Here is a 23,251-nt window from a genome sequence, read left to right as displayed (position 1 = left end):
CCTTTGCATCGAACCCGGCACCCCATGTCCGGGTTTTCACTCAAGGGAGTCGTAGCGAGGGGAAGGGGCCGCCTGAATAGTGCAAATGGACCAAGCCGCGCTCAGCCCGCAAGCAGGCGCGCGAAGGCGGCCTCGTAATGCCGGTTGAGGAAGCAATGGCCATCGCCGGGAAAGATGCGCATTTCCGACGGCTCGATGCCGAGTTCGGCGAGGCGGCGCTTCAGCTCGTCAAGCGGCACGATGCCATCCGCCTCGCCATGCCAGACGAGAACGGGCGCGGTGAGACCGGAAAGGTCCAGCGTGAGCCCGTCGAGATAGAGCTGCGACTCGCGCAAAAGCCCGGCGTAGCTGTGGGCGACGGCTTCCATCGTGCTGCGGATCATCGCCGCTTCGAGCGAGGGCGTCGCCTTGATGAGCGCAACATCGGCGGGCGAAGGCTCGAAGAACTTGTGGACGAGCGGGCGGATGAAATTGCGCGACATCTTCGCGCGCAGGATGAAGAGCGTGGAATCGAGCAGCCAGGGATAGCGCTTCAGATTGTTGAAAAAGGAGGCGAGCATGCCCTTGGGCTTCTGCGCGCGCCGGTTCTCGCGTCCGGGGACATCTTCGGGAATGCCGAGCCGTGTGGAGGTGAGCATGAGAAGCTCGACACGCGGACCGAGATGTGCGGCGGCAGCGAGCGCGAAGGGCGAGGCGGAAGAGCGCGCCATGAGACGGAAGCGGCCAATTCCCAGCGCATCGGCAAAATGTTCGAGGTCGCGCGCGAAACTTTCGAAGGTGAGATCCGGGTCCGGGGTGGAAGCGCCGGTGCCCGGCCGCTCGACGACGATATAGCGAAGGCCCATGCGCGCCGCTGCCTCCGCCTCCTGCTCCCATATCCATGAACTGCTGACGGAACTCGGCAGCAGAACGACGGGAACGCCGTGACTGACGCCATAATCGCGCCAGGCGAGCCTGCGCCCGTCCGGCAGCATGGTGAAGGAACAGGGCATGTCGCCCGAAACCGGCACGGGCGCGGCGGGCTTTGCGGCATCGTCCTCCGCATTGCCGATACTGGCGGCGAGCTGCGTCAACTCCGTCAGATGACGGATCAAATCGCCCTGCCGGTTGACGCCGAGCTTCTCGAAGACACTCTTGATCTGGTTGCGCGCCGTATTGACGGAAATATTCAGATGCGCCGCCGCCTCCTTGAGCGCAAGCCCGTCCTTCAGCGCAGCCGCAAGACGCGCTTCGGCCGGCGTGAGCCCGAAAGTATCGCGATACATGCGGCTCGCATCGCTCGCCGCTTCGCGATCCGGCGCGACAAAGGCAATGGCCCCCGCCCGCGCGGGCGATGGCAGACCGAGACGGCGGCGAAACGGATCGGGCAGGCTCGCCTCGGGCACGAGATAACCGAAGACGGCTTCATCGCCGCTATCCAGAACGAGACGGAGCAGAACAGGACCGTCTGCCCCTTGCCCCGCGGCGGAAGCGAGCGCGCGGAAGCGCGCCGCGTTTTCCGGGTCCGTAAAGGACAGAAGACCGCCGGATTGCAGCGGCTTGCAGAAGGGAGAGAGCATGACAGCGGCGGCATCCGAAATTTCGAGGATGCGGAAATCGCGGCCAACGACCATGTGGCAATAGGAAGGGCCCGCATTCTGCTCGGGCTGTGCGTCATGCAGGCGTCGCGCGAGGTCTTTGGCGCGGGAGAGATGTGCGCGCATACCATCCGCAAGCGGGGCGATGTCCGCGCCTGCCGCCGCAATCTCGTCGAGAAGGGAGTTCATCTCCTCCCAGTTCTCGGGATCGGTGGCATAGCCGTAGATCGCATCGAGCGCGACCGCGAGGTCCGGGCGCGATACCTCGTCCGGCAACGGTCTCCCGCGCACGTCGCTCCCTGTAACGGATTCAGACCCGGACAAACCCAACCCCTGACACTGCCGGCATCACACCGCTCCGGCGCGGCAATGTTAGGACGTATGGAGCAGAACATGAAACCGGGAAATGAAACGCCGTTTTTCGCAATCCGGCAGCGACTTAATGCGGGTCATTGACCTAATGCGCGTCATTGACAAGGGCGGAGAGCACCTCGCGGAAATGCGAAAAGAGCACCATATGACCGTCGCCTTCCGTGAAATGAAAGGCATCGACGGGAACGCCGTCAAGCATCCGGCGCACGTCTCCGGCGCTGTTCATCTCGTCTTCGAGGCCGTGCCACACGAGGAGCGGCCGCGCAATGCCCTCCGTCTCGACCGGCGTATCCTTCGCATAGAGATTGAGCTCGGCGACGATGCCTTTATGTGTCCGGTCAATTGCCTCGATCAGACTGTCGGTGAAACAGTCGAGCAGCGAGGCGTCGGCATCGAAAAGGCGGCGGTCGGGCTCGGAGGTTTCGAGGAAGTTGCGGATCATCGGCCTGAAGAAGCGGCGCGAGCGCTTGGCGCGCATGATGGTAAAAACCGTTTCGAAGAGCCAGGGATGACGGCGCAGCCCGCCGAAGAACTGGCGCGCAGGCGTCGTTGCCTCGATATCGGAGCGGAAGGCGAGACGCGGCGTGGCAAGGGCCACCCGCGTGACGCGCTCACCGAGATGCGCACCGCATGCCAGCGCATAAGGCGCCCCGGAGGCCCAGCCGATGACAGCGAAGCGGCCGATATCCATCGCATCCGCGACATGGCCGAGATCGCGCGCAAAGGAGAGCGGGCGCGTGTCGGGGTCCGGTGTCGAAAGGCCGATGCCCGGCCGCTCGACACTGATAAGACGCACCCCGCACTCCCCCGCGATCTCCGCCTCTTGCGGACGCATCAGGCTCGACTGCACGACGGGATGAAAAATGAAAACGGGAAAGCCGTCAGGCTGGCCGAGATCGCGCAGCGCAATCACCCGCCCGTCCGGCAGGACGACATTGCGCCGCTCCGCCGTCGTCACGGCCGGGCGGACGCGAGGCGTATTCCCCTGCATGGAGGCTGCAAGCGCCGCAAGTTCCGCCAGATGGCGCACCAGATCGGCCTGACGGTTCACACCGAGCTTTTCAAAGACGCTTTTGAGCTGATTGCGCGCCGTGTTGACGGAGATGCCCAGCTCCCCGGATGCTTCCTTGAGCGACAGACCGAAACGCAACCGCGCCGCAAGACGCGCTTCCGCAGGCGTCAGACCGAAAGCGCTGCGGAAGATTTCAAGCACCTCATCGCCCGCACCCGGCGCGGCGGCGATAAGCGCACAATGCGCCCGGGGGTCGCCCTCGTCGCGCTCCACCGCATGCAGCATCGCGGAAGAAAGCCCGTCGCCCCGCGCGAGATAACATAAGAGCTTTGTACCGCCCTCCTCTCCCATGAAGCGAAGCAGCGCCGGACCCCCCGTCCCGTCACGTAACTCGCCAAGCGCATCCGCGAAGATCGCCGCATAGTCATCATTGCGGAAGACGAGACGCTTGCCGTTCTCAACGGTTTTGCACACGGGCGCAAAATAGGCTCGCCCCTCCTCGTTCGAGGCAAGGATGCGCCGGTCACGGTCCAGAAGAAGAAGCGCATAGTCGGGACCGGCAGCAGCACCGTCTGTATGGAGCCGCGTCGCGAGGTCGCCTGCACGCCGGAGATGACCTTCCAGCGTACGCCCGAGCGCCGCCTCTCCATCCGAGCCATCGCGGTCGAGATGAGACAGAAACCCGATCAGGTCTTCCCAGTTGTAGCGGCCTGAAGCATAGCCATAGACAGCATCGACAGCCGCACCGAGCAACTCCGCGCGTTCGTCCTGCTCATCCTGTCCACTGGTCACATCCACCGCGCCGCCGGGCCGGCCATGCGCGTCAAGGAGATCATCCCCCACGCGAAACTCCCGCTTTCAATCTTCCCGGACGCTTGAACGCGCGACCGGGCCGTCACCACACCTGAAACCTATTATGGCCCGTCCGGCGGATGAAAGGGGGAGAAATTCGGCTCCGCCTCAAGCTTTTTGTTTCCGCTTTCCCCGGCGGATTTTCTTCCCGGCATTCAGATGCTTCACCATCACATGCGCCATGTCATTGAGGGTGATGCAATCGTCCAACGCGGCGCTTTGCGGATACATGCTGAAATCTTCATCGAAAAGCGGCCCGTCCGTGCCGAAATAGTCCCGGGCGATACGGGCATTCCCTTCGGTAAACTGCCTGTAATAGGCCTCGGCCTCGGCGCGCGCCGGCATGAAAGTCCGGCCGCAATCCGGCATGTCCAGAACCAGCTGGCGGACCGCCGAAGGCAGCGCCAGGCCGTCATTCGCGCGCAGCATATGATGGAGGAAGGCGACCTGCCTTGCGCTCAACTTTTCATTCTGACGCGCGGGCAGGGTGAAGGCTGCATCGTCCTCTATGCCGCAAACATGCCGGAAATCGCTCAGGGCATCTCCGCCGGCCAGCTTGTCCGGCTGGAACAGCCTGATCATGATATTCTCCCGACCGAAAACCGCGGCATAGCGCTCGGCAAGTTCGTCAAACAAATGACGGGGCGGCGGCGGATCGCGAAACAGCACGCTATCGGGATTTGTCATGCGCAAGATCGAACTGAAGCGGCTGACCGCATGGAGATCCTGCCTGCGCAAATAGATCAGTACAGTGAGCTTCCCGACAAGGCCGGACAGAAGGTCGTGCAAGGCGGTGACTTCCGGCGGCTCCAGCCTGTTAAGTCCCTCCGCCGACAAGATCGCCATTCGGTGACCGCGTGCCTTACGCATCTCCGCGACGAAATCTCGACGAAGCTCATCAAGCGTGATGGCCAAATCACCATTGACCGGAAACATCCGGCGCAGGCTCAAGGCCGCCCTTACGGAATTTCCGGCCAGCCCGGAGGAAAGCGCGGTCAGCCCCACATGCTGCCCGATCGTGGGCTTGGCGGGCATGACACTCATGGGAACGAAGACGCCCTGCCCGCTCAACGGCTGCCGGTTCTCGCGCAGGAATCTCTGTATCGTCGTCGTGCCGGTTTTCGTGACACCGATATGAAGAATGGCATCCATGAGGGGCTAAGTCTCGCTGCACACTGGCGAAGACGCTACCGCCTCGTTTCTCCGCGACTTGTCAGACATCTGTTCTGGACCTGCTCTTCCGCCGGTGCGCTTTCTGCTCGGCCTTGAGGTGTTTCAGCATCGCTTGCGCCATGTCGTCGAGGGTCAGGTAATCATCGAATCCGGCGTTTTCGGGATACATGCTGAAATCCTCGTCGAAGAGAGGCCCGTCCGTACCGAAATAGTCGCGGGCGACGCGCGCATTGCTTTCGGCGAACTGCCCGTAATAAGCCTCTGCCTCGGCCCGCGCAGGCATGAATATCTCTTCGCACTGAAGCACATCGAGAACGGGACGAAGCCGCATGGGCGGAAGCTTCTTGCTGCCCTGTTCCTGTTGAAGAAGATGAAGAAAGACAGCCTGCCTGGCGCTCAGGCTTTCATTCTGGCGCGCGGGAAAGACAAGGGCGGGGGCGGAGGCGGGCTCAGGCTCGATCCCGCAGACATCGATGAAGTCGCGAAGGGAATCTCCCTCCTTCATCTTCTGCGGCTCGAACAGCCTGACCTTGATGTTTTCCCGCCCGAAAAGTGCGGCGAAATGACCGAGCATCACGTCAAACCTGTGAGAGGGAACAGGCGGGTCCTGGAAAACAGAGGTCACCGGCTTTTCTATTCGCACCATCGAATTGAAAAGACTTACGCTGTGCCGGTCCTGCCGCCGCAAATAGACGAGAACCGTAATCTTGTCGAAAACCGGCGCAAGGAGCCCGTGGAGTTCGCCAAGTGCCTGCTCGTCGATCACGGATATGCCTTCCGACGAGATGAGCGCCGTGGGATGAGCGGCGGCTTCCTCGATCTCTCGCAGAAATTTCCGGTGAACCCGTTCGAGCCCCTTTTCAGGATTGGCTTTGGGCGCAATGACATTGCGGCTCATCCACCTGGCCATGCCGAGATCTCCCGCGCGCGCGGCGGCCATCGCCGGCAAACCGACATGCTGTCCGAACGGTGCAGCGGCCATGACGCTATCGGGAACGAAAAAACCCTGACGGCTTAATGCATCGCGATTGTCGCGCAGGAATTTCTGGATGGTCGTTGTGCCGGTCTTGGTGATACCGGCATGCAGGATGGCGTCCATCGCCGTCACGCCCCCTCTTCAAACGCAAGTGCAAGTGCAAGTGCAAGTGCAAAACGCTGCATCCTCGCGTTTCATCTCGCAAGGTGCAATCGCCGCTTCCATTTGAACTCGATAACACCCGTGACACAATGCCGGGAAGGGCCGCCGCCGGGGCGTGGGGGCTCAGATCATGCCGAGCGCGGACATGTAGAGATCGAGGATTGCTTCCTGCTCCTGCCGCTCCGCCTTGTCCTGCTTGCGCAGGCGGATGACCTGCCGCAGCGTCTTCGTGTCGAAGCCATTGCCCTTCGCTTCGGCATAGACTTCCTTGATGTCGTTCGCGATCGCCGCTTTTTCTTCTTCGAGACGCTCGATGCGCTCGACGACGGACCTGAGCTGGTCCTGTGCGACACCACCCGAATTCGCAGGCGTATTGCCGTCCGCCATGTTGCGCCACTCCACTTAATTACTGATTGCCGTGAGGGCCGCGACGATAGAGGCGGCGGCACGGCGCGGCAATATGCGGACCGAAGAAAGCTGTGGATAGAGATGTGGATGAACGGTGGATCGTTTCCGGTCAGCCGTGGCTTTTCTTTTGCGCCGCCTCGAAAGCCGCTATCTGTTCAGGCGTCGCCTCCGCCTGATGCTTTTTCTTCCAGTCGGCGAAAGGCTCGCCATAAATGAATTCGCGCGCCTCGTCCTTCGATATCGCGATGTCCTTTTCCGCCGCTGCCTGCGCGTACCAGTCCGCCAGACAGTTGCGGCAGAAACCGGCAAGGATCATCAGGTCGATATTCTGAACATCGGTGCGCGCGCCAAGATGCGCGACGAGCCGGCGGAAGGCCGCCGCTTCGAGTTCGGTTTGTGTCTGCTTGTCCATGTTCTGCCTCCTGGTCTTATAGCGATATGGGTGCCGATATGGGGAGCGAGGGGTCCGTGTGCGAGCCGAAGAAACGAACCTCGCGCAAACCGGGAGCCGAGGCCGCATCAAGAAGATGCTTCGCGTAACGCGCGGCCCATTCCTCCTGCCCGCTCTCGTCCGCAATCAGATCCTGCCTGATCTCGATCAGTACATGGGGGAACCCGTGCACCGTTGCATGGGCATACATGCAGTCGTTCTTGAGCTTGCCCGTATAGGGCTCATTGTCGCCCACGGTGAAACCCTGCGCGCGAAGCCCGGTGAGAAGCGGCACGATCATGCGGTCATCGCGGTCCCAGAGCAGTCCCGTCTCCCACGGCCGCACAAAGGCACGCCAGCGCGGCGTGAAACTGTGAACCGAGACGATGACGGGTACGATGTCTTGCGCCCTCGCCCGCCCGATCAGCTTTTCGATCTCCGCGTGATAGGGCGCGTGAAAAAGCTCGATCCGGCGCCTGAACTCCACCACATCGCGATGCGCATCGACCTCGCGATTGGCGGGAATGATCGCGCCGTCCGAGAGCTTCATGACGATGGTGGGGTCGTCCTCGCCCCTGTTGAGATCGATCAGGAGACGCGAAAAACGGCCGAGCACGGCGGGAGCGGAAAGCGCCTCAGCGAGACGGCGCGCGACCCCGGCAGCGCCGATATCGTAAGCGATATGGCGCTCGAACGCGGCCGGATCGAGGCCCAGCGTACCGTATTCCGGCGGCAGGGCGTTCGAGGCATGGTCGCAAACGACGATGAAATCCGCCCGCGCCTCCGGCGAGACAAGCTCGAACGGGTCAAGCGATGTGGCGGCTGGGTGTGGCAGATCGTGCATAGGCGCACTATACCTGAGCGATGGCAGGGAACGACCCCGAAACAGGGCCCGAAACAAGAGCGGTGCTGAAACGCCTCTACGATGCGGCCGTGCGGGACGCCCTGCCCGAATATTGCCTGCCGCCCCACCTGCCCGCGCCGCCCGAACCGGAGCAGGGAAGGCTCGTCATCTTCGCCATCGGCAAGGCCGCCGCCTCCATGGCCGCTGTGGCGGAAGACTGGTATGACAAACATCATCCCGGCACCCATATCGAGGGGCTGGCGCTCACACGCTACGGCCATGCGCGGCCAACCCGGCATGTGGAAGTGCTGGAGGCGGGGCACCCGATACCGGATGCCGCGGGCGAAGCGGCATCGAAGCGCCTCCTCCGGCTTGCCGAATGGGTAGGGCCGGACGACCTGGCGCTTGTGCTTCTGTCCGGCGGCGGATCGGCGCTCAGCGTGCAGCCGATGCACGGGCTGACGCTTGAGGACGAAATCTTCCTGACGCGCGCACTCCTTTCGTCGGGCCGGCCCATCGGCGACATCAATTGCGTACGCAAGCATATCTCGCGCATCAAGGGCGGCAGGCTCGCCGAGATGCTCCATCCCGCGCGCTCGGTCACGCTCGCAATCTCCGACGTGGCGGGCGACAATCCGAGCACCATCGCCTCCGGTCCGACCGTGCCCGACACGACGGCGAAGGTGCGCGTGATGGCGGTTCTCGATTCGCTCAAGCCGCCGATACCGGACGAGCTGCGCGCAAGGATCGCCGCCCTGCCCGAAACGCCGAAGCCGAACGACGAGGTCTTCGCCCATGCAAGCTACCGGCTGGTCGCGAGCGGCACGGGATCGCTCGGCGCGGCGGCTGCCATTGCCCGTGCGGAAGGCTATGAACCCGTGGCGCTGGGCGATGCGATCGAGGACGAAGCGCGCGACCTTGCCGAAACCCATGCGAGCCTCGCCCTTGCCGCGCGCGCGGAAGGCCGGCAGATCGCCATCATTTCGGGCGGCGAAGCGGGCGTGACATTCGGCGAGGCTGCGCAAGGCGAGACCGGCAAGGGCGGGCCGAACCAGGAATATGCGCTGGCGCTCGCCATTGCCCTCGACGGCGCGAGCGGCATCTCCGCGCTCGCAGCCGACACGGACGGGATCGACGGCGGCACGGGCGCGGCGGACGACCCCGCGGGCGCCATCGTCACGCCATCGACACTTGCCCGTGCCAGAGAGAAGGGCCTCGACGCAAGGGCATTTCTGGATCGCCACGATTCGGGCACCTTCTTTGCCGAACTTGGCGACCTGGTGACGACCGGCCCAAGTTACACCAACGTCAACGATTTCCGGGCCATACTCGTCGCCGCAGCCGAATCCCCGGAAGATCCGGACCGGAAAGACAAAGCCGAATGAGACCAAGGACAGGAGTTCCCCCCGTGACCCGCCGCCGCAACGTCAAGATCATCGCCACGCTGGGCCCTGCCTCGGACAACCCGGAGATGATCCGCAAGCTCTTCGACGCGGGCGCGGATGTCTTCCGGCTCAATATGAGCCATCTCGACCACAAGAACCTGAAACGGGTTCACGCCGCCGTGCGCCAGGTCGAAAAGGAAGTGGAGCGTCCCATCGGCATTCTGGCCGACCTCCAGGGCCCGAAGCTGCGCATCGGTAAAATGCCCGAAGGCGGTGTGATGCTTGAAAAGGACGCACGCTTCCGGCTCGACACATCGCAAAAGACAGGCGATGCCACCCGCGCCCATCTGCCCCATCCCGCAATCTTCGACGCGGTGAGCGCAGGCCAGTCGCTGCTGCTTGACGACGGCAAGGTACGCCTGCGCGTGACGGGCAAGGGACGCGACCACATCGAGACCCAGGTCGTGGTCGGCGGCAAGCTTTCCAGCCGCAAGGGCGTGAGCGTGCCGGACACGGTGCTGCCGCTGGCGGCGCTGACGGAGAAGGACCGCGGCGACCTCGACGCCGCGCTCGAACTGGGCGTGGACTGGGTGGCACTCTCCTTCGTGCAGCGCCCGGACGATGTGGCGGAGGTGCGCAAGATCGCGCGCGGCCGTGCTGCCGTTCTCGCCAAGATCGAGAAACCGCAGGCGCTCGCCCATCTGGAGGAAATTCTCGAAATATCGGACGCCATCATGGTGGCGCGCGGCGACCTCGGCGTGGAATTGCCGCTGGAGCAGGTGCCCGGCTGGCAGAAGCGCCTGACGCGCGCGGCGCGGCGCATCGGCAAGCCCGTGGTCGTGGCGACGCAGATGCTCGAATCCATGATCTCGACACCAACGCCGACACGCGCCGAAGTTTCCGACGTCGCAACCGCTGTCTTCGAAGGCGCGGACGCCATCATGCTCTCGGCCGAATCGGCGGCGGGACAATATCCGGTCGAGGCCGTATCCATGATGGACAGCGTGGCGCAATCGGTCGAAACCGATCCGACTTATCCCGGCATCATCTATGCGCAGCGCAACGAACCCGAAGCGACCGGCGCGGACGCAATCGCCGCGGCAGCGCATTCGGTCGCCGACACGCTCAATGCGGCCGCCATCGTCTGCTGGACGAATTCAGGCTCGACCGGCTTGCGCGTTGCCCGCGAGCGCCCGCTTTTTCCGATCATCGTGCTGACACCCATCGAAGCGACGGCACGGCGCCTCGCCCTCGTCTGGGGCTTACATTGCGTACTGACGGAAGATGCCACCGACCTCGAAGACCTCGCGGAACGGGCCTGCCGCATCGCCTATCGCGAAGGCTTCGCGCAACCGGGAAAACGCATCGTGGTGACGGCAGGCGTACCGCTTGGCACGCCCGGCGCAACGAACATGTTGCGCGTCGCCTTTGTCGGCAAGCATACGGAATAGCTATTCGGCGACGGCGGGTATCTCCACCCGGCCATCCGCATGGATAACCGTTTCGCCCGCGCGCGGCGCCTCTCCCCGCGCGAGACGAACAAGCGCGTCCACCACCACATCGGTATGCGCGTAATGCGGCATGTGGCCCGTGCCCTTCAGCTTGATAAGCTCGGAGCCTTCGACCGCATTGTGCAACGCATAGGAATGGATCTTGGGCGAGACCGTGTAATCCGCATTGCCGGTGATGACGATGGTGGGCACGGCGATATCGCCATAGCGCGCGCTGCGGCGTTCGAGATAGCCCTTGAGCTGCGCCGTATCCTCGCTGTTGGCACGAAACTCCTTCGGGCGGAAAAGCATGGGCAGCGCCGTCTTCTCCGCATAGCCGGCAGGCGGCTTGTCGGGATGGAAATTCCCTTCGACACCTTTTTCCAGCAGAAGCTTGCCGCCGGGCGCGACCAGAAAATTCGTGAAAAGCCAGCCGATAACGGGTGTACGCACGACCGAGTGATACCACGCGACGCCGCCCGGCCAGGGATAGAGCGCCCCCGAAAGCGGCAGCAGACCGGAGACTTCGCCCGGCCATTGCAGCGCATATGCGGTGACGACCGAGCCGCCCCAGCTATGCCCGAGCAGCACGGGCTTTTCGATGCCGAGATTTTTCAGCGCATTGCGGATCGCCTTCGCCTGTACGGCCGGGTCCGCAATGGCGGGATGCGCGGTGCGGTCGCTCCAGCCATGCCCCGGCCGGTCGAATGCAATGACGCGCGTCTCACGCGACAGCGGCTCCACAAGGCTCATCTCCATATCGCGCAGATTGCCGCTTGCGCCATGAACGAGAACGACTGTCGAAACGCCCGGCCTGGCCTCGCCGCGATCCACATAATGCAGCCGCGCGCCATCGAAATCGCCGTCGAGTTTCACGAACTTGTCGGGCGGCCACATGGTCGCGGCCTTGGCGGCACCACCGGAGGCAAAGAACCACAGGACGGCGAGCGCAACGGCGAGAAGAAGAAGGGATTCCATGAAACTTGTCCGGATGCTCATTCAGAAGATACGACGCCCCAGCGGCACCGGATCACCACTCAGATGCCCCTGCCCTCGACGTCGAGTTCCAGCGGCCTGATACGCTCCCTGCCGTTCAGAAGCCAGGGGTCGATATCCACCGCCTTGCGATAGGCGTCGAGCGCACCCTTCTTGTCGCCCAGCTCTTCGAGAATGACACCGAGCCCCGCCAGCGCCTCGAAGTGCCGCGGCTCAAGGCGCAGCACCTGCTCGATATCGCGCAACGCACGCGCATAATCGTCTCGAACATAATGGATCGTGGCGCGCTTGTTCCAGCCTTCGGCAAAACCCGGCGCGAGCGTGACCACTTCATCGAAATAGAAATAGGCGCGGTCGTAATTTTCCTCGCGCAATGCATCGAGCCCGCGGCGCATCAGCAGGTCGATACTCGGGCTGCCGCTTTCGAGCCAGACGCTCTGGATCGCGCTTTCGAGCGCGCGGCCCGTTGCCTCGTCGGGCGCCCGGGCAAGTTGTTCATAGAGCTTGTCGAGAACGGTCTGGCGCGCTTCCGATTTCCCTTGCGCGGAGAGCGGGGCGTCGGGCGGCGGGACACCGGCGGCAGGCGGCGCCGCCTGCGCGGTGCCCGCAAGCATCGTCATCGTCACCAGCAGATAAAGGAGGGCCCGCAGCATCATGCACGGATGATAGGGCGTGACGCCGGGAGAACCAAACCAGGCTCCCGCCTCACCCCCAGCACCTCACCCGTTGAGATCCTGCCAGTTGCAGCCCTCGAACTCCGTGATGAAGTCCGGGCCGAAAACGGAAGACGGCGTCTGGTAGCCCGGCTTGGCTTCGCCTGCCATGACGCGCCCGACGATTTCCAGGCTCGTCATCGCGGTCAGCGTATAGCCCTCGGGTGTGCGCAGGCGCGACTGGACAAGCTGTCCGTCGGCGTTCACCGCTTCGCCGAAGAGAACGGAATAGCCCTCGCGGCGCTCGGCATCGGTCGGCCCCTCGGGCTGCTGTTCGATCCGCTTCTTGAGCGCACGCTGCATGGGACCAAGGCTCGCGAACCAGCGCGCAATGCGGCCCATATTCGCCATCTGCTCAAGCTGCGGGCTGCTTTCGAAATAAACCGTGATGTCCGGGATATGCGTCGAGTGCCAGGCGGTCGCGACATCGCCCCAGCCGATGGCAACGGCATTCTTCGGACCCTGCCCGAAATCGATCTCGCGGCGCGGCGTCTTGCGCGCGGCAACAATGCGTCCGTCGCGGCGGATACGCGTACCCGTACCGATGCTTTCGACACCTGTCTTCGCGGTGCCGTGGGACATATGGCCAAGACCGGAAATCGCGAGCGTAAGCTCGGTCGCATCTGGCAGCCGGGCCTTCATATGCGCGGCAAGGCAGTCGCTCGGCACGACATCGAAGCCGACGCCCGGCATCAGCATGACGCCGGCCTTCTTCGCCTCCTCATCGCGCGCGGCGCAGGCTTCGAAGACATCGATCTCGCCGGTAATATCGAGATAATGTGTGCCGGTGCGGATGCAGGCATCGACCATCGGCTTCGAGGTCTGCGAGAACGGCCCGGCAGCATGGAGGACGGCATCGACCTGACTGAGGCCGGCATCGAGAGCTTCGGGCTCGTCGAGCGAGATCGCCTGATATTCGAAACCATGCTGGGCGGCGATGGACTTCAGCCGCGCTTCATTGCGCCCCGCGAGCAGCGGGTTCAGCCCCTGCGCCTTCGCCGTGCGGGCAATGAGCTTGCCCGTATAGCCGGTGGCTCCGTAGATCATGAAGCGTTCGCTCATAGCTTGCCTTTCGGTGAGGTCTGTAGGCCGGTCCATCCCGCACGGATGGCTGAAGGCATATTAGCCCCGGGAGCGGGGACGAACGCAAATCCGCGCCCGATAAACTTATGCGAGACCGAGGCGGACGAGGTCGAGGGCGAGCCCGTCCGCATCCCTGAAATGATGGGATCGGAAGCCGAGCGCCGCCGCTGCCTCCACGTTGCGCTGCGAATCGTCAATGTAAAGCGTCGCCCGCGGGTCGAGAGCAGCCCGTTCGATCAGAATTTCGAAAATGCGAGGGTCCGGCTTGATGACACCCTCATCGCCCGAGACCACGACCTTTTCGAGCAGGCAAAGCTCGGGGAACCGCTCGCAAAGTGCGGGAAAGACGGGCGACGGCATATTGGTGAGGCCGTGGACGGGGACGCCCCGCTGCTTGAGCTTGCTGAGAAGCGCCGCAGTGCCGGGAACCGGCCCGGCATTCATTTCGAGCTGGCGGTCTCCCCAGAGATCGATCAGCTCCGCATGCTCGGGATGCCGCTCCTTGAGGGGGGCGGCATTGCTTTTAAAGGAAACACCCCGGTCATGCTCGACATGCCATTCCATCGTGCAGATATCGGCGAGGAAGGCTTCCATCCGGGCCTCGTCGGCGAAAACCTTGCGGTAGAGGTGGCGCGGGTTCCATTCGACCAGCACATTGCCGATATCGAAGACGACAGCCTCAATCACACTCATGATTCCCCCGATCGAATACAAAAAAGGCTGCTGCCCGGAGGCAGCAGCCAAATTTCATAATGCTGACGCACGCCACAGGGCGCGGCCGCAATCAGCCCTGGCGGGCCTTGAAGCGGCGGTTCGTCTTGTTGATGACGTAGACACGGCCCTTGCGGCGCACGAGACGGTTGTCCCGATGGCGGTTCCGCAGCGACCTCAATGAGTTACGAATCTTCATGGCTCAACCTCGGCTCGGGCTCCCGCGGGTCGGCGCAATGACTGCGCCCCGCCTCCGGCCCGATGCCGGAACGCCCTTGAATGTTGGCGCGGAACCTATGCGGCAGCCCTGTTTCTGTCAACCGCAAAGCCCCGGTTGCCCCGATTTCCGCTCTGCATGAGGACAAGACGTTCCTTATCCGGTATAGGGGGTTTTCTTCCATATGATCGGATTTCGAGTCTGGGATTGTCTCCAAGGACCATGCTGCGCAGCCGACTGCCGACATTATCCGGGTTCAGGCACCTTTTGAGGGCCGCCCGGGCCAATATCGCAACCACACGCCGGATCAATGCCTGGCTGCTGACGCTCGCCCTCCTTCTGCTATGTGCCGCCGCCGCCGCCTCGCTCGTTCTGGCCTCCCGCGCCCAGCAAACCGCCGACGCCGTCGCCCAGACAATCGCCATACGCGTGGAGTTTCACACTACTTTCAGCCTGATCCAGGATATGGAGACAGGTCAGCGCGGCTTCCTGCTGACGCGGGACCCGAAATATCTCGATCCCTACTATTCGGCCCGGATGGCCATCGAACGCAAGCTCACGCTGCTTGAACGGGATGTTGGCGACAGGCCGTCGCAACATCAGCGCGTAAAGGCTCTTCGCGACGTCGCCGAGAAGCGGATCGAAATTCTCGATCGCACCATCTCACAAGCCGGAGCGGGCAGTTTCGATGAAGCCATTGCGGAGGTCGGCAGTGACCGCGGCCACACGCTGATGGCCGAGGGCCGCGACATCGTCGAGCGGGCGCTCCGCGAGGAGGCGAAGATTCTCGTCGGCCGTCAGGAAGCTGCGGCGAACTCCTACAAACTGCTCTCGCTCTCGCTCATCGGCGCGATTGCGGCCGCGCTCCTGCTCGCCCTTCTCGCGTTCAGAACGACGCTTCGCGAATTCAGGAGCATTGCGAACCGCAGAGATCAGCTCGCCCTCCTCAATGAGGAGCTGGAAGCGCGCGTCCGTGAGCGCACGCACGAACTCGAAATTGCGCGCGAGATGGCGGAATCGGAGGCGGGCCGCGCGGAATATGAGCGCGGCCGCGTGGAACTGCTGCTGCGCGAGGTGACCCATCGCGTCGGCAACAATCTCGCCATGGTTTCTTCGCTGCTGCGGATGCAGCAGGCGAAACTCGAAGATGACGGCGCGCGCGCGGCGCTCGAAACGGCGCGCGGACGCATCCAGACGATCAGCACGGCGCAGCGCCGCCTGCGGCTCGGCGACGACCTGCAATCGACACGGGCCGACAGTCTGCTCGAAGCCGTGGTCTCCGACCTCGCGGATGCGGCGCTCGAAAGCAGTACAATCACCATTTCAAGCAGCTTCGCCCCGCTCATCGTTTCCGCTCGCGATGCGACAACGCTTGCGGTGGTGCTGGGTGAACTAGTATCAAATGCCATCAAACACGCATTTGAAGGGCTTCCCGACGGCACGATCTCGGTGTCCTTCGCGATCAACGACGACGGGGTGCCTGTGATGTCCGTCCAGGACGACGGCGCGGGCATCGACGAACCGGAAAATGCACCGGCTCGCCGGTCCGGCCTCGGCTCGATGATCATCGAAAATCTCTCGCGGCAATATGGCGGAGAGATCAAGAAGTGGAAGAACGAATCCGGCGGAACCTCGATCCACATTCTGCTGCCGAAATTGCAGATCATGGAAGGCGAGAAGATGCCTGAGGACCGGGGGTAGAATGTCCTTTCTCGATTCCGTAATCGGCAGGCGTATTTTCAGCATGGCTCCTGTCTGGCGGCTTGCCGGCACGAATGGCGGCGAGGGCCAGGGAGAAGACGCTCAAGGCGCACCGCGCGGCGAGCTGCCGCTTTCGGGACGCAAGGTGATCGTCGTCGAGGACGAATTCTTCGTCGGCATCGAGCTTGCGCAAATTCTCGAAACGGCCGGCGCGAAAATCCTCGGCCCCGCATCCTCGCTCGCCGACGCGCGAGAGCTTGCAGCAGACGAAGAAGTCGACATGGCCGTCATCGACGTGAACCTGAACGGCGAATACTCGATCGACTTTGCGGTGGAACTTCAGCAGCGCGGCGTGCGCGTTGTCTTCGCCACGGCCTATGCCGACGATGCGCGGCTCTTTACCGGCGCCGCCGCATCGATCCCGCGCCTCGGCAAGCCGACATCCAAGCGCGCGCTTTTCCGCGCGCTGCTGCCGGATGCCTGAGCAGACGCCCCATCAAAACCGAATATCCAAACGAACCGGCACCGCCCGAAAGTCAATCCGATGAACACGACCTGCAATGCCGCACCCGTGCGGCCCCGGGAAACGCCTGAAGCGCTTCCAGCCGAAGACGTGACCCGCCACCAGCCGCTCTGGTTTCGCGAAGCGATTGCCGCACCGCATGAAAGCCGGCGCCTGACCGTGGACGGAACAAGCATTCACTATCTCTATTGGGGAAACGGGGACAAGAACCGTCCCGGTCTTCTCTTCGTGCATGGCAATGGTGCGCACGCGCACTGGTTCCACTTCATCGCACCGCTCCTCAGCGCGCATTACAACATCGCCTCGATGGACCTCGGCGGCATGGGCGACAGCGACTGGCGCATGGACTATTCGCGCGACACATTTGCCCGTGAGATCGGCGAAGTGGCGCTTGCGGCAGGCCTCGGCCCGAAGCCCGTCATCGTCGGCCATTCCTTCGGCGCCTTCGTGTCGCTGATGGCGGCGCATCAATATGGCGGCAAGCTCGGCGGCCTCATCCTGTGCGACTACACCATTCCCAGGCCGGGCGAACGGCGCGAATGGTTTCTCGACAATCCCGAACCGCGCAAGCCCACCCGCATTTACACGGACTACGAAGAGGCCAAGGGCCGCTTCCGCCTCGCCCCGCCGCAGGATTGCGCAAACGGCTTCATTCTCGACTATATCGGCCCCTTGAGCCTGCGCGCCGTGACCAAGGGCGAAACCCGCGGCAAACGCACCTTCGAGGAAACCGGCTGGACCTGGAAATTCGACCCGACGATCTTCAACGGGCTCGCCATGGGCAACGATCACGCGGAAATCTATCGCGACCTCGCCTGCCGGGGCGCAATCATGTTCGGCCTCGCAAGCAAGGACTACGAACCGGAGAAAGTCGACTTCCTGCGTGAGCTTGCGCCGGAAAAGCCGGTCTTCACCGTGCCCGGCGCCCAGCACCACATCATGCTCGACCAGCCGCACGCCTTCGCGACGGCGGTCGGCGCCGTGATGGCGCAATGGCGCGCAGAGGGCGCGCTGGGATGACGATGGCAACGACGCTCGCGGTGCTGGCCGCGAGCCTCGCGGCGGCGGGATTGCTTGTCTGGCTTGAAAGACGCCCGGCAGAGCCCGGCCGCATACGCTTCCTGCCGACAACGCCGCTCATTTTTCTATCGCTCGTCGTTGCCGTCGTCATGCTGGTCCACATCGTGAACCTGATGGGCGGACATACCGGCCGCTACTAGTGCAGGCCGATCTCTTCCTCGTCTTCATCGGCCATGCTGGCATCCGTTCCGCGCAACGTCTTCAGCACCGGATGGAAATAGGCAAAGGCAAGGATCATCACCATGAGCACAATCCCGAGGATGAACGGAGCGGAGTGCAGGACGTAGAACAGCGGAATGCCGATCGCCGGATTGAGGATGTGGCCTGTCGCCGCCGTGGAGCCGATAAGGCCTGCCACCGCGCCCTGATCCTTGAGCGAGACGGAAAGCGAGGCACCCGCCGAAAGGCCTGAGCGCAGGAAGCCGAAACCGAGGCCCGCCAGCGCCAGCGCCGAGACGAGCACACCGTACGAGCCGCCAAAAACCAGCATGGCGAAGGAAAGGATCATGGTGATCGCCCCCCAGCGCAGCAGGAACTGCACCGAAAGATCGAAGCGCTGGATGAGACCGAGCTGTGCGACGAGCGTCGCCATCGCCATCGCCATCATGCCGACGCTGACGAGCTGGGTCGCCTCCGAGCCCTGCATGCCAAGCTCCGCCATCAGATAGAAGGCGAAAAGCTGCATCATGATCGACTGGCTGAGGCTCAGCACCACGCCGATGACGAGCCAGGGCAGTACATTGGGAGCGCGCCAGTTAAGCGCGGCGCGCTGCTCCTGCTTTTCGCTGAGAAGTTTCTTGGGCCGCGTACGCTCGGGCAGCAATATCCAGATCGCAATGGCGCTGACAAAGGCAATCAGCCCCACGGCAAAGAACGGCGCAAGAATGTGGATTTCCGCAAAGGCAGCAGCAACGCCCGGCCCCACCACCGTTCCCAGACCGAAAGCGGCGCCGATCTGCGCGATCGAGCCCGCGCGCTCCGCCCGCGTCGTGCGGTCGGCAACATAGGCCTGCGAGGCGGGCATGGACCCCGAACCGAACATGCCGAAGATCGCGCGCGCACCCATGACGAGCGGAAACATCAACGCCAGCGAAATCCAATGCTGATAGCCCGCCAGCAGCACGATGCCGACCAGCGAGGTCGAAATCGCAAAACCGAAAACACCGATCAGGATGACGGGCTTGCGGCCCATCACATCGCTACGGCGGCCCCAGAAAGTGCTGGTGAGCACCCAGAGCGCGGCCGAAAGCGAGAAAATCATCGTCGTTTCGAATTCGCTCATGCCGAGATCGGCAGCGATGGGCGGCAGGACGGCGAAGACGAGCGTCTGGCCCATGCCGACGGACAGAAGACAGACGAAAAGAATGAGAAAGGCGCGCTTACGCTCTTGCGGCGTTGTCCGGCGCGGAGAATCCTCCGGTGCGGGCGGCGGAGCCTGCACCGGCGCAGCGTTTGCCGCTGTGCTTGTTTCTTCGTCTGCGGGCATGAAATGAAAAGCTTTCCCGGAAACCGCCTCTCTCGCGGAGACTGCCTCTCCTTTACGTGAAACAGGAGATGCTTTCCAGCCCGGTCCTCGACGAATCTAGTCTGCCGGCGCCCTTAGCGGCAGTACGCGCTGCGGCCTGTGCTTCGCATAGATGGAGCGGACCCAGGCGGTGCCCGGATGGTCCGCCCACTCGTTGAGCCAGGCGTCGAGGCGCGCCGGACGCGGCTGGGGGAATTCCATGTCGGGATGAGGGGGATTGCAGGCCGGTGCGAGCAGCGCTGCGGCAGCTAGATCGGCCACCGTGAAACGGTCACCGGCGAGATAGCCTTCCGGCCCCGCTTCTGCCGCAACATGGTCGAGACCCGCCCTGATCGCGCGCCGCGCGATTGCGACGCTGTTCTCGTCGATCTCCATCATGCGGCGCATGACCTGACGGATCGCAGGCTGCATGGCGCGATAGGAAAGCCGTGTGAATAGCGTCTTTTCGGACGCAAGCATGCGGCAGAGATAGGCGGGTTCCTTCAGAAGTTCTCCAAAGAGCGCCCGGCGAACGGCAGGGGCGATCTCCTCATCGAAGAAGGTCTGCGCAGCGAGCGCGGATTTGCGCTGCGCGGCATCGGCCGGATAAAGCGGCGGCTCGGGATAGTGGTCTTCGATGACGTCGATAATGTCGGCCGAACCGGCTACCACGACCCCACCCACCCGGAGTATCGGCGTCTCGGACACACCGGCCAGCTTGCGAACGGCGGCCATATGCGGGCCCGGCAAATGGGAAATGCGCTTGTGGGAGACGCTTTTGAAGTCGAGCGCCCATCTCACTTTTTCATTGTAGTGCGAATAAGGGAACTGATGCAGCTCGAGCCTCTCGCCGTCCATGCTCATGATCCGCCCTCTGCGCCCGATGCCCTTTATGCTGTCGGTGTAGCAAGAATGACCTAACGAAAAGCTCATGAAAAGCGAGCAATTTGACAGGGCTGGCCCGGCGGCGGCTTACTCCCTCTAACAAGCATTTGAATGAATACCGGGAGAAAAACGTGGAACTCGCATTCAGTGCGGCAGATGCCGCCTTTCGCGACGAAGTCAGAAGCTTTCTCGATGAAAAACTGACGCCGGACCTGCGCGCTGTGACGCGGCGCATGACAAGCGTCTATGCCGATTACGAAACGACCATGACCTGGCACAAGGCATTGCACGAAAAGGGATGGGTGGCGCCATCCTGGCCGGTCGAGCATGGCGGCTGCGACTGGAGCGTGATCCAGCACTACATCTTTTCGAGCGAGCTTTCGGGATCAGGCGCCCCGCCCCTCTCGCCCATGGGGCTCGGCATGTGCGGGCCGGTACTGATCGGCTACGGGACGCCAGAGCAGAAGGCGTATTATCTGCCCCGCATTCTCAGTGGCGAGGATTTCTGGTGCCAGGGTTATTCGGAACCGGGCTCAGGCTCCGACCTCGCGAGCCTTCAGATGAGTGCGAAGGAAGACGGAGACGATTTCATCTGCAACGGCCAGAAGATCTGGACGACGCATGCGAACTACGCAAACCGCATCTTCAATCTCGTGCGGACATCGAGAGAGGATATTCCGCAGCGCGGCATCACCTTCATCCTGATCGATATGGACACGGCCGGTGTGAAAGTGGAGCCGCTGATCATGCTTTCCGGCGAGCATATCCAGAACCAGATTTTCTTTACCGATGTGCGCGTGCCCAAGAAAAATGCCGTGGGCAGGATCGGCGACGGCTGGACGGTTGCAAAATATCTCATGCAGTTCGAGCGTGGTGGCCACGCCTATGCGCCGGGACTGCACACCCGGCTCGACCGCATCCGCCATATCGCGCAGACGGAAACCGGCGACGGCGGCGCCCGCCTGCTCGATGACGAGAGTTTTATGCGGAAACTCGCGGAAGCGGCCGCCGAGATCACGGCACTGGAATATACCGAGCACCGGATTATGTCGGCCTTGTCCAATGGTGAAGCGCCGGGCGCGGAATCATCGTTGCTGAAGACACGCGGCACCGAACTGAGCCAGCGGCTGACGGAGCTCGCGGTTGAAGCCGTCGCGCATTACACGCTGCCGTTCCAACCGCAGGCGACGGCACCGGGCGGCCCCGTGCCGGACGCGCCCGCCACCACGCCGAACGAGACACCGGTGGGACCGGATTATTCATGGCCGGTTACACCGAAATATCTCAATGACCGCGCAGGCTCCATCTATGCGGGCACAAACGAAATCCAGCGCAACATCATGGCGAAGGCCGTGCTCGGCCTTTAACGGCTGACAAGTCGCCGGACACCGAGAACGGCGAGCCAGACAAGACCTGCAAGGACGGCAAGCGCGACGAGTGCGGCGGCAATCAGCTGCCCTCGCCGGTCATGCAGCCGATTGACCGTGAGCTGCTTCATCTGCTCGTAACCGGCCGGCACCTCAAGCGCGCCGACCGAGGCCGCATAGTCGCGATACGCCGCCATCATGGCAGCGAAGCGTTCGGGCTCAGCCTCTTTCATATCTTCCGTCTCTCCCGGATCGGCGGCGACGTCGTAGAGGTAATATTCACCATCGCCATAGGGCGGCATGTTGCGCACAAGCTTGTAGCCGCCTTGAAAGAGAGCGACATTGCCCGCCGCTTCCATGCCGACAGCGTCCTCGTCCGAATAGGGCGATGCTTTCTCGCCGCGCAGCACGGGAAGAAGGGAGCGCCCCGTCATCTCCTTCACCCGCTTGCCTTCGAATTCATCGGTCGCGGAAACACCGGCGATGCCGAGGATCGTCGGCGCAATGTCGGTGATGAAGCTGAAGCCATTGACGGTGCCGAGCGCGGGAATGCCCTCGCCCGACACGATGAAGGGTACGCGGATACCGCCCTCCCCCGCATAGAGTTTGAAGAAGGAACCCGGCGCCGCATTGGCACTGGCAAATTCCGGACCGATGAAGGCGTAGGTTCCTTTCTCGCCCAGCTTGTCGAGATCGCGGCTGTAGCCGACCCACCAGAGCCATTGAGCGAAGCCGGGCGTCGCGAGGGGATCGTTTGGCTCCGGCCCGTTATCCGAGAGCACGAGGAAGATCGTGTTGTCGTATTCGCCCGTCTCCTTCAGATGCTCGACAAAGCGGCCTACATGATGGTCCATCGCCTCAAGCATACCCGCATGAACGGCCATGTTCATCGCGAAGGATTTCTTCTCGTCATCGGAAAGCTTGTCCCATTCCTTGAGGCCCTCCGGCATCGGCCCGAGCGCCGTGTCTTGCGGCACGAGCCCCTTGCCGAGGACGCCTTCAAAACGCGACTGGCGGAGTTCGTGCCAGCCTTTGTCGTAACGGCCGACATATTTGTCGACGAATTCTCGCGGCGCCTGCAGCGGAATATGGTTCGCCTGAAAGGCGAGATAAGAGAAGAACGGCTTGCCGCTCTCCTCGCCCTGGTCGAGATACTGGATTGTCTTGTCGACAATGAATTTCGACGAATAGAAATCTTCCGGGAGGTCTGCTGGCTTGCCATCCTCGAACCAGGGCGCCGTATCATAGATCGGCAAGTAGGAGCGCTTCTCCCAGTTGTCGGCACCCGATGCATCGAGCGCGAAGGAGCGATCAAAGCCATGGGCGGGCGGCAGCATGTCCGGCTCATCATGGCCGAGATGCCATTTGCCCGCCATCGTGGTGCGGTAGCCTGCGGCCTGAAGACGGCTCGCGACCGTGACGACGTCGTCGGCCAGATGCCCGAGATAGGCAGGTTCCCCGCGATGCTCGAGGGGCAGGGACTCCGGCAAGTTGCCGACCCCGGCCAGATGACTGTCGACACCCGTCATCAGCATGGCGCGGGACGGCGCGCAGATCGGAGAAGCATGAAAGTTGGAGAAGAGAGCGCCGCGCGCCGCCAGCGCATCAATGTTCGGTGTCGCAATCTCGCTGCCATAGGCGCCCAGATCGCTGAAGCCGACATCGTCGATGAGGATGAGCACGATGTTGGGGCGCGTTTCCTGCGCCTGAACGGCCCCGAAAGCAGGGATGACGAGAGCGGCGGCTAACGCCAGCGGTTTCACGAGTTTCATCTTTTCCTCTTGAACATC

The 23,251-nt window shown here is 63.0% G+C and carries 22 protein-coding genes; 7 read left to right on the top strand and 15 right to left on the bottom strand.

What is annotated here, in order from left to right; all coding sequences use genetic code 11:
- Nucleotides 1-101: 101 nt before the first annotated feature.
- The 7 genes from ABJO61_RS01400 to ABJO61_RS01370 form a co-directional block, all read right to left on the bottom strand.
- Nucleotides 102-1,853 carry an alpha/beta fold hydrolase gene (locus tag ABJO61_RS01400; protein WP_348348365.1) on the bottom strand — a complete coding sequence of 584 codons (1,752 nt, stop codon included), beginning with the start codon at nt 1,851-1,853 and terminating at the stop codon, nt 102-104.
- A gap of 181 nt (nt 1,854-2,034) precedes the next feature.
- Entirely contained in the window at nt 2,035-3,804 is a 1,770-nt protein-coding gene (locus tag ABJO61_RS01395) for an alpha/beta fold hydrolase (RefSeq protein WP_348324742.1), read from the bottom strand.
- Between the two features lie 117 nt (nt 3,805-3,921).
- Nucleotides 3,922-4,965, bottom strand: coding sequence for a hypothetical protein (locus ABJO61_RS01390; RefSeq protein ID WP_348324740.1), 1,044 nt, complete (start codon nt 4,963-4,965; stop codon nt 3,922-3,924).
- A gap of 61 nt (nt 4,966-5,026) precedes the next feature.
- On the bottom strand, nt 5,027-6,094 hold the full coding sequence (locus ABJO61_RS01385; protein WP_348324738.1) for a hypothetical protein: 1,068 nt from the start codon (nt 6,092-6,094) through the stop codon (nt 5,027-5,029).
- A gap of 153 nt (nt 6,095-6,247) precedes the next feature.
- Nucleotides 6,248-6,511, bottom strand: a complete 264-nt coding sequence (locus ABJO61_RS01380; RefSeq protein ID WP_293334825.1) for a DUF2312 domain-containing protein — start codon at nt 6,509-6,511, stop codon at nt 6,248-6,250.
- 130 nt (nt 6,512-6,641) lie between these two features.
- Complete coding sequence (locus ABJO61_RS01375) at nt 6,642-6,944, bottom strand: DUF1244 domain-containing protein (RefSeq protein WP_348324736.1); 303 nt, start codon at nt 6,942-6,944, stop codon at nt 6,642-6,644.
- Between the two features lie 16 nt (nt 6,945-6,960).
- On the bottom strand, nt 6,961-7,806 hold the full coding sequence (locus ABJO61_RS01370) for an N-formylglutamate amidohydrolase (protein WP_348324734.1): 846 nt from the start codon (nt 7,804-7,806) through the stop codon (nt 6,961-6,963).
- 20 nt (nt 7,807-7,826) lie between these two features.
- Here ABJO61_RS01370 and ABJO61_RS01365 point away from each other — a divergent pair, with 20 nt between their 5' ends.
- A complete protein-coding gene (locus ABJO61_RS01365; protein ID WP_348324732.1) occupies nt 7,827-9,191 on the top strand; it encodes a glycerate kinase in 1,365 nt (454 codons plus the stop codon).
- A gap of 23 nt (nt 9,192-9,214) precedes the next feature.
- Entirely contained in the window at nt 9,215-10,642 is a 1,428-nt protein-coding gene (gene pyk / locus ABJO61_RS01360) for a pyruvate kinase (RefSeq protein WP_348324730.1), read from the top strand.
- On the opposite strand, the gene ABJO61_RS01355 is transcribed toward pyk, so the two are convergent.
- The 5 genes from ABJO61_RS01355 to ykgO all read right to left on the bottom strand — a co-directional run bounded on the left by ABJO61_RS01355 (nt 10,643) and on the right by ykgO (nt 14,383).
- Nucleotides 10,643-11,659 (bottom strand): alpha/beta hydrolase, encoded by a 1,017-nt coding sequence (locus tag ABJO61_RS01355; protein ID WP_348324728.1) that lies wholly within the window; start codon nt 11,657-11,659, stop codon nt 10,643-10,645.
- Nucleotides 11,660-11,718: 59 nt separating this feature from the next.
- Nucleotides 11,719-12,333: a tetratricopeptide repeat protein gene (locus tag ABJO61_RS01350; RefSeq protein ID WP_348324726.1), complete on the bottom strand. Its 615-nt coding sequence runs from the start codon at nt 12,331-12,333 to the stop codon at nt 11,719-11,721.
- Nucleotides 12,334-12,396: 63 nt separating this feature from the next.
- A complete protein-coding gene (locus ABJO61_RS01345) occupies nt 12,397-13,452 on the bottom strand; it encodes a saccharopine dehydrogenase NADP-binding domain-containing protein (protein ID WP_348324724.1) in 1,056 nt (351 codons plus the stop codon).
- Nucleotides 13,453-13,557: 105 nt separating this feature from the next.
- Nucleotides 13,558-14,166 (bottom strand): HAD family phosphatase, encoded by a 609-nt coding sequence (locus tag ABJO61_RS01340; protein ID WP_348324722.1) that lies wholly within the window; start codon nt 14,164-14,166, stop codon nt 13,558-13,560.
- 91 nt (nt 14,167-14,257) lie between these two features.
- Complete coding sequence (gene ykgO / locus ABJO61_RS01335; protein WP_293334849.1) at nt 14,258-14,383, bottom strand: type B 50S ribosomal protein L36; 126 nt, start codon at nt 14,381-14,383, stop codon at nt 14,258-14,260.
- Between the two features lie 240 nt (nt 14,384-14,623).
- Between ykgO and ABJO61_RS01330 the strand changes: the two genes are divergently transcribed.
- Genes ABJO61_RS01330 through ABJO61_RS01315 form a run of 4 tightly spaced genes read left to right on the top strand, consistent with a single transcriptional unit; the run spans nt 14,624 to nt 17,845 of the window.
- Nucleotides 14,624-16,102, top strand: coding sequence for a CHASE3 domain-containing protein (locus ABJO61_RS01330; RefSeq protein ID WP_348324720.1), 1,479 nt, complete (start codon nt 14,624-14,626; stop codon nt 16,100-16,102).
- A 1-nt stretch (nt 16,103) separates the two neighbouring features.
- A complete protein-coding gene (locus ABJO61_RS01325; protein WP_348324718.1) occupies nt 16,104-16,586 on the top strand; it encodes a response regulator in 483 nt (160 codons plus the stop codon).
- A 60-nt stretch (nt 16,587-16,646) separates the two neighbouring features.
- Nucleotides 16,647-17,645 carry an alpha/beta hydrolase gene (locus tag ABJO61_RS01320; protein ID WP_348324716.1) on the top strand — a complete coding sequence of 333 codons (999 nt, stop codon included), beginning with the start codon at nt 16,647-16,649 and terminating at the stop codon, nt 17,643-17,645.
- Nucleotides 17,642-17,845, top strand: coding sequence for a hypothetical protein (locus tag ABJO61_RS01315; RefSeq protein WP_348324714.1), 204 nt, complete (start codon nt 17,642-17,644; stop codon nt 17,843-17,845). Before ABJO61_RS01320 ends, ABJO61_RS01315 begins: the two co-directional genes overlap by 4 nt.
- Here the strand turns inward: ABJO61_RS01315 and ABJO61_RS01310 are convergent.
- Nucleotides 17,842-19,191: an MFS transporter gene (locus tag ABJO61_RS01310; RefSeq protein ID WP_348324712.1), complete on the bottom strand. Its 1,350-nt coding sequence runs from the start codon at nt 19,189-19,191 to the stop codon at nt 17,842-17,844. The genes ABJO61_RS01315 and ABJO61_RS01310 overlap by 4 nt on opposite strands.
- Nucleotides 19,192-19,287: 96 nt before the next feature.
- On the bottom strand, nt 19,288-20,073 hold the full coding sequence (locus tag ABJO61_RS01305) for a glutathione S-transferase (RefSeq protein ID WP_348324711.1): 786 nt from the start codon (nt 20,071-20,073) through the stop codon (nt 19,288-19,290).
- Between the two features lie 152 nt (nt 20,074-20,225).
- Between ABJO61_RS01305 and ABJO61_RS01300 the strand changes: the two genes are divergently transcribed.
- Nucleotides 20,226-21,461 carry an acyl-CoA dehydrogenase family protein gene (locus tag ABJO61_RS01300; protein WP_348324710.1) on the top strand — a complete coding sequence of 412 codons (1,236 nt, stop codon included), beginning with the start codon at nt 20,226-20,228 and terminating at the stop codon, nt 21,459-21,461.
- Here ABJO61_RS01300 and ABJO61_RS01295 read toward each other — a convergent pair.
- The gene (locus ABJO61_RS01295; protein ID WP_348324708.1) at nt 21,458-23,233 is read right to left on the bottom strand and encodes an arylsulfatase; all 1,776 of its coding nucleotides are present in this window, start codon (nt 23,231-23,233) and stop codon (nt 21,458-21,460) included. The genes ABJO61_RS01300 and ABJO61_RS01295 overlap by 4 nt on opposite strands.
- Between the last annotated feature and the right edge of the window lie 18 nt (nt 23,234-23,251).

It is taken from the genome of Parvibaculum sp., assembly GCF_039973015.1.
Lineage (GTDB): Bacteria > Pseudomonadota > Alphaproteobacteria > Parvibaculales > Parvibaculaceae > Parvibaculum.
Note: the sequence above shows the minus strand (reverse complement) of the source record. Positions and strands in the feature narration are given on the sequence as shown.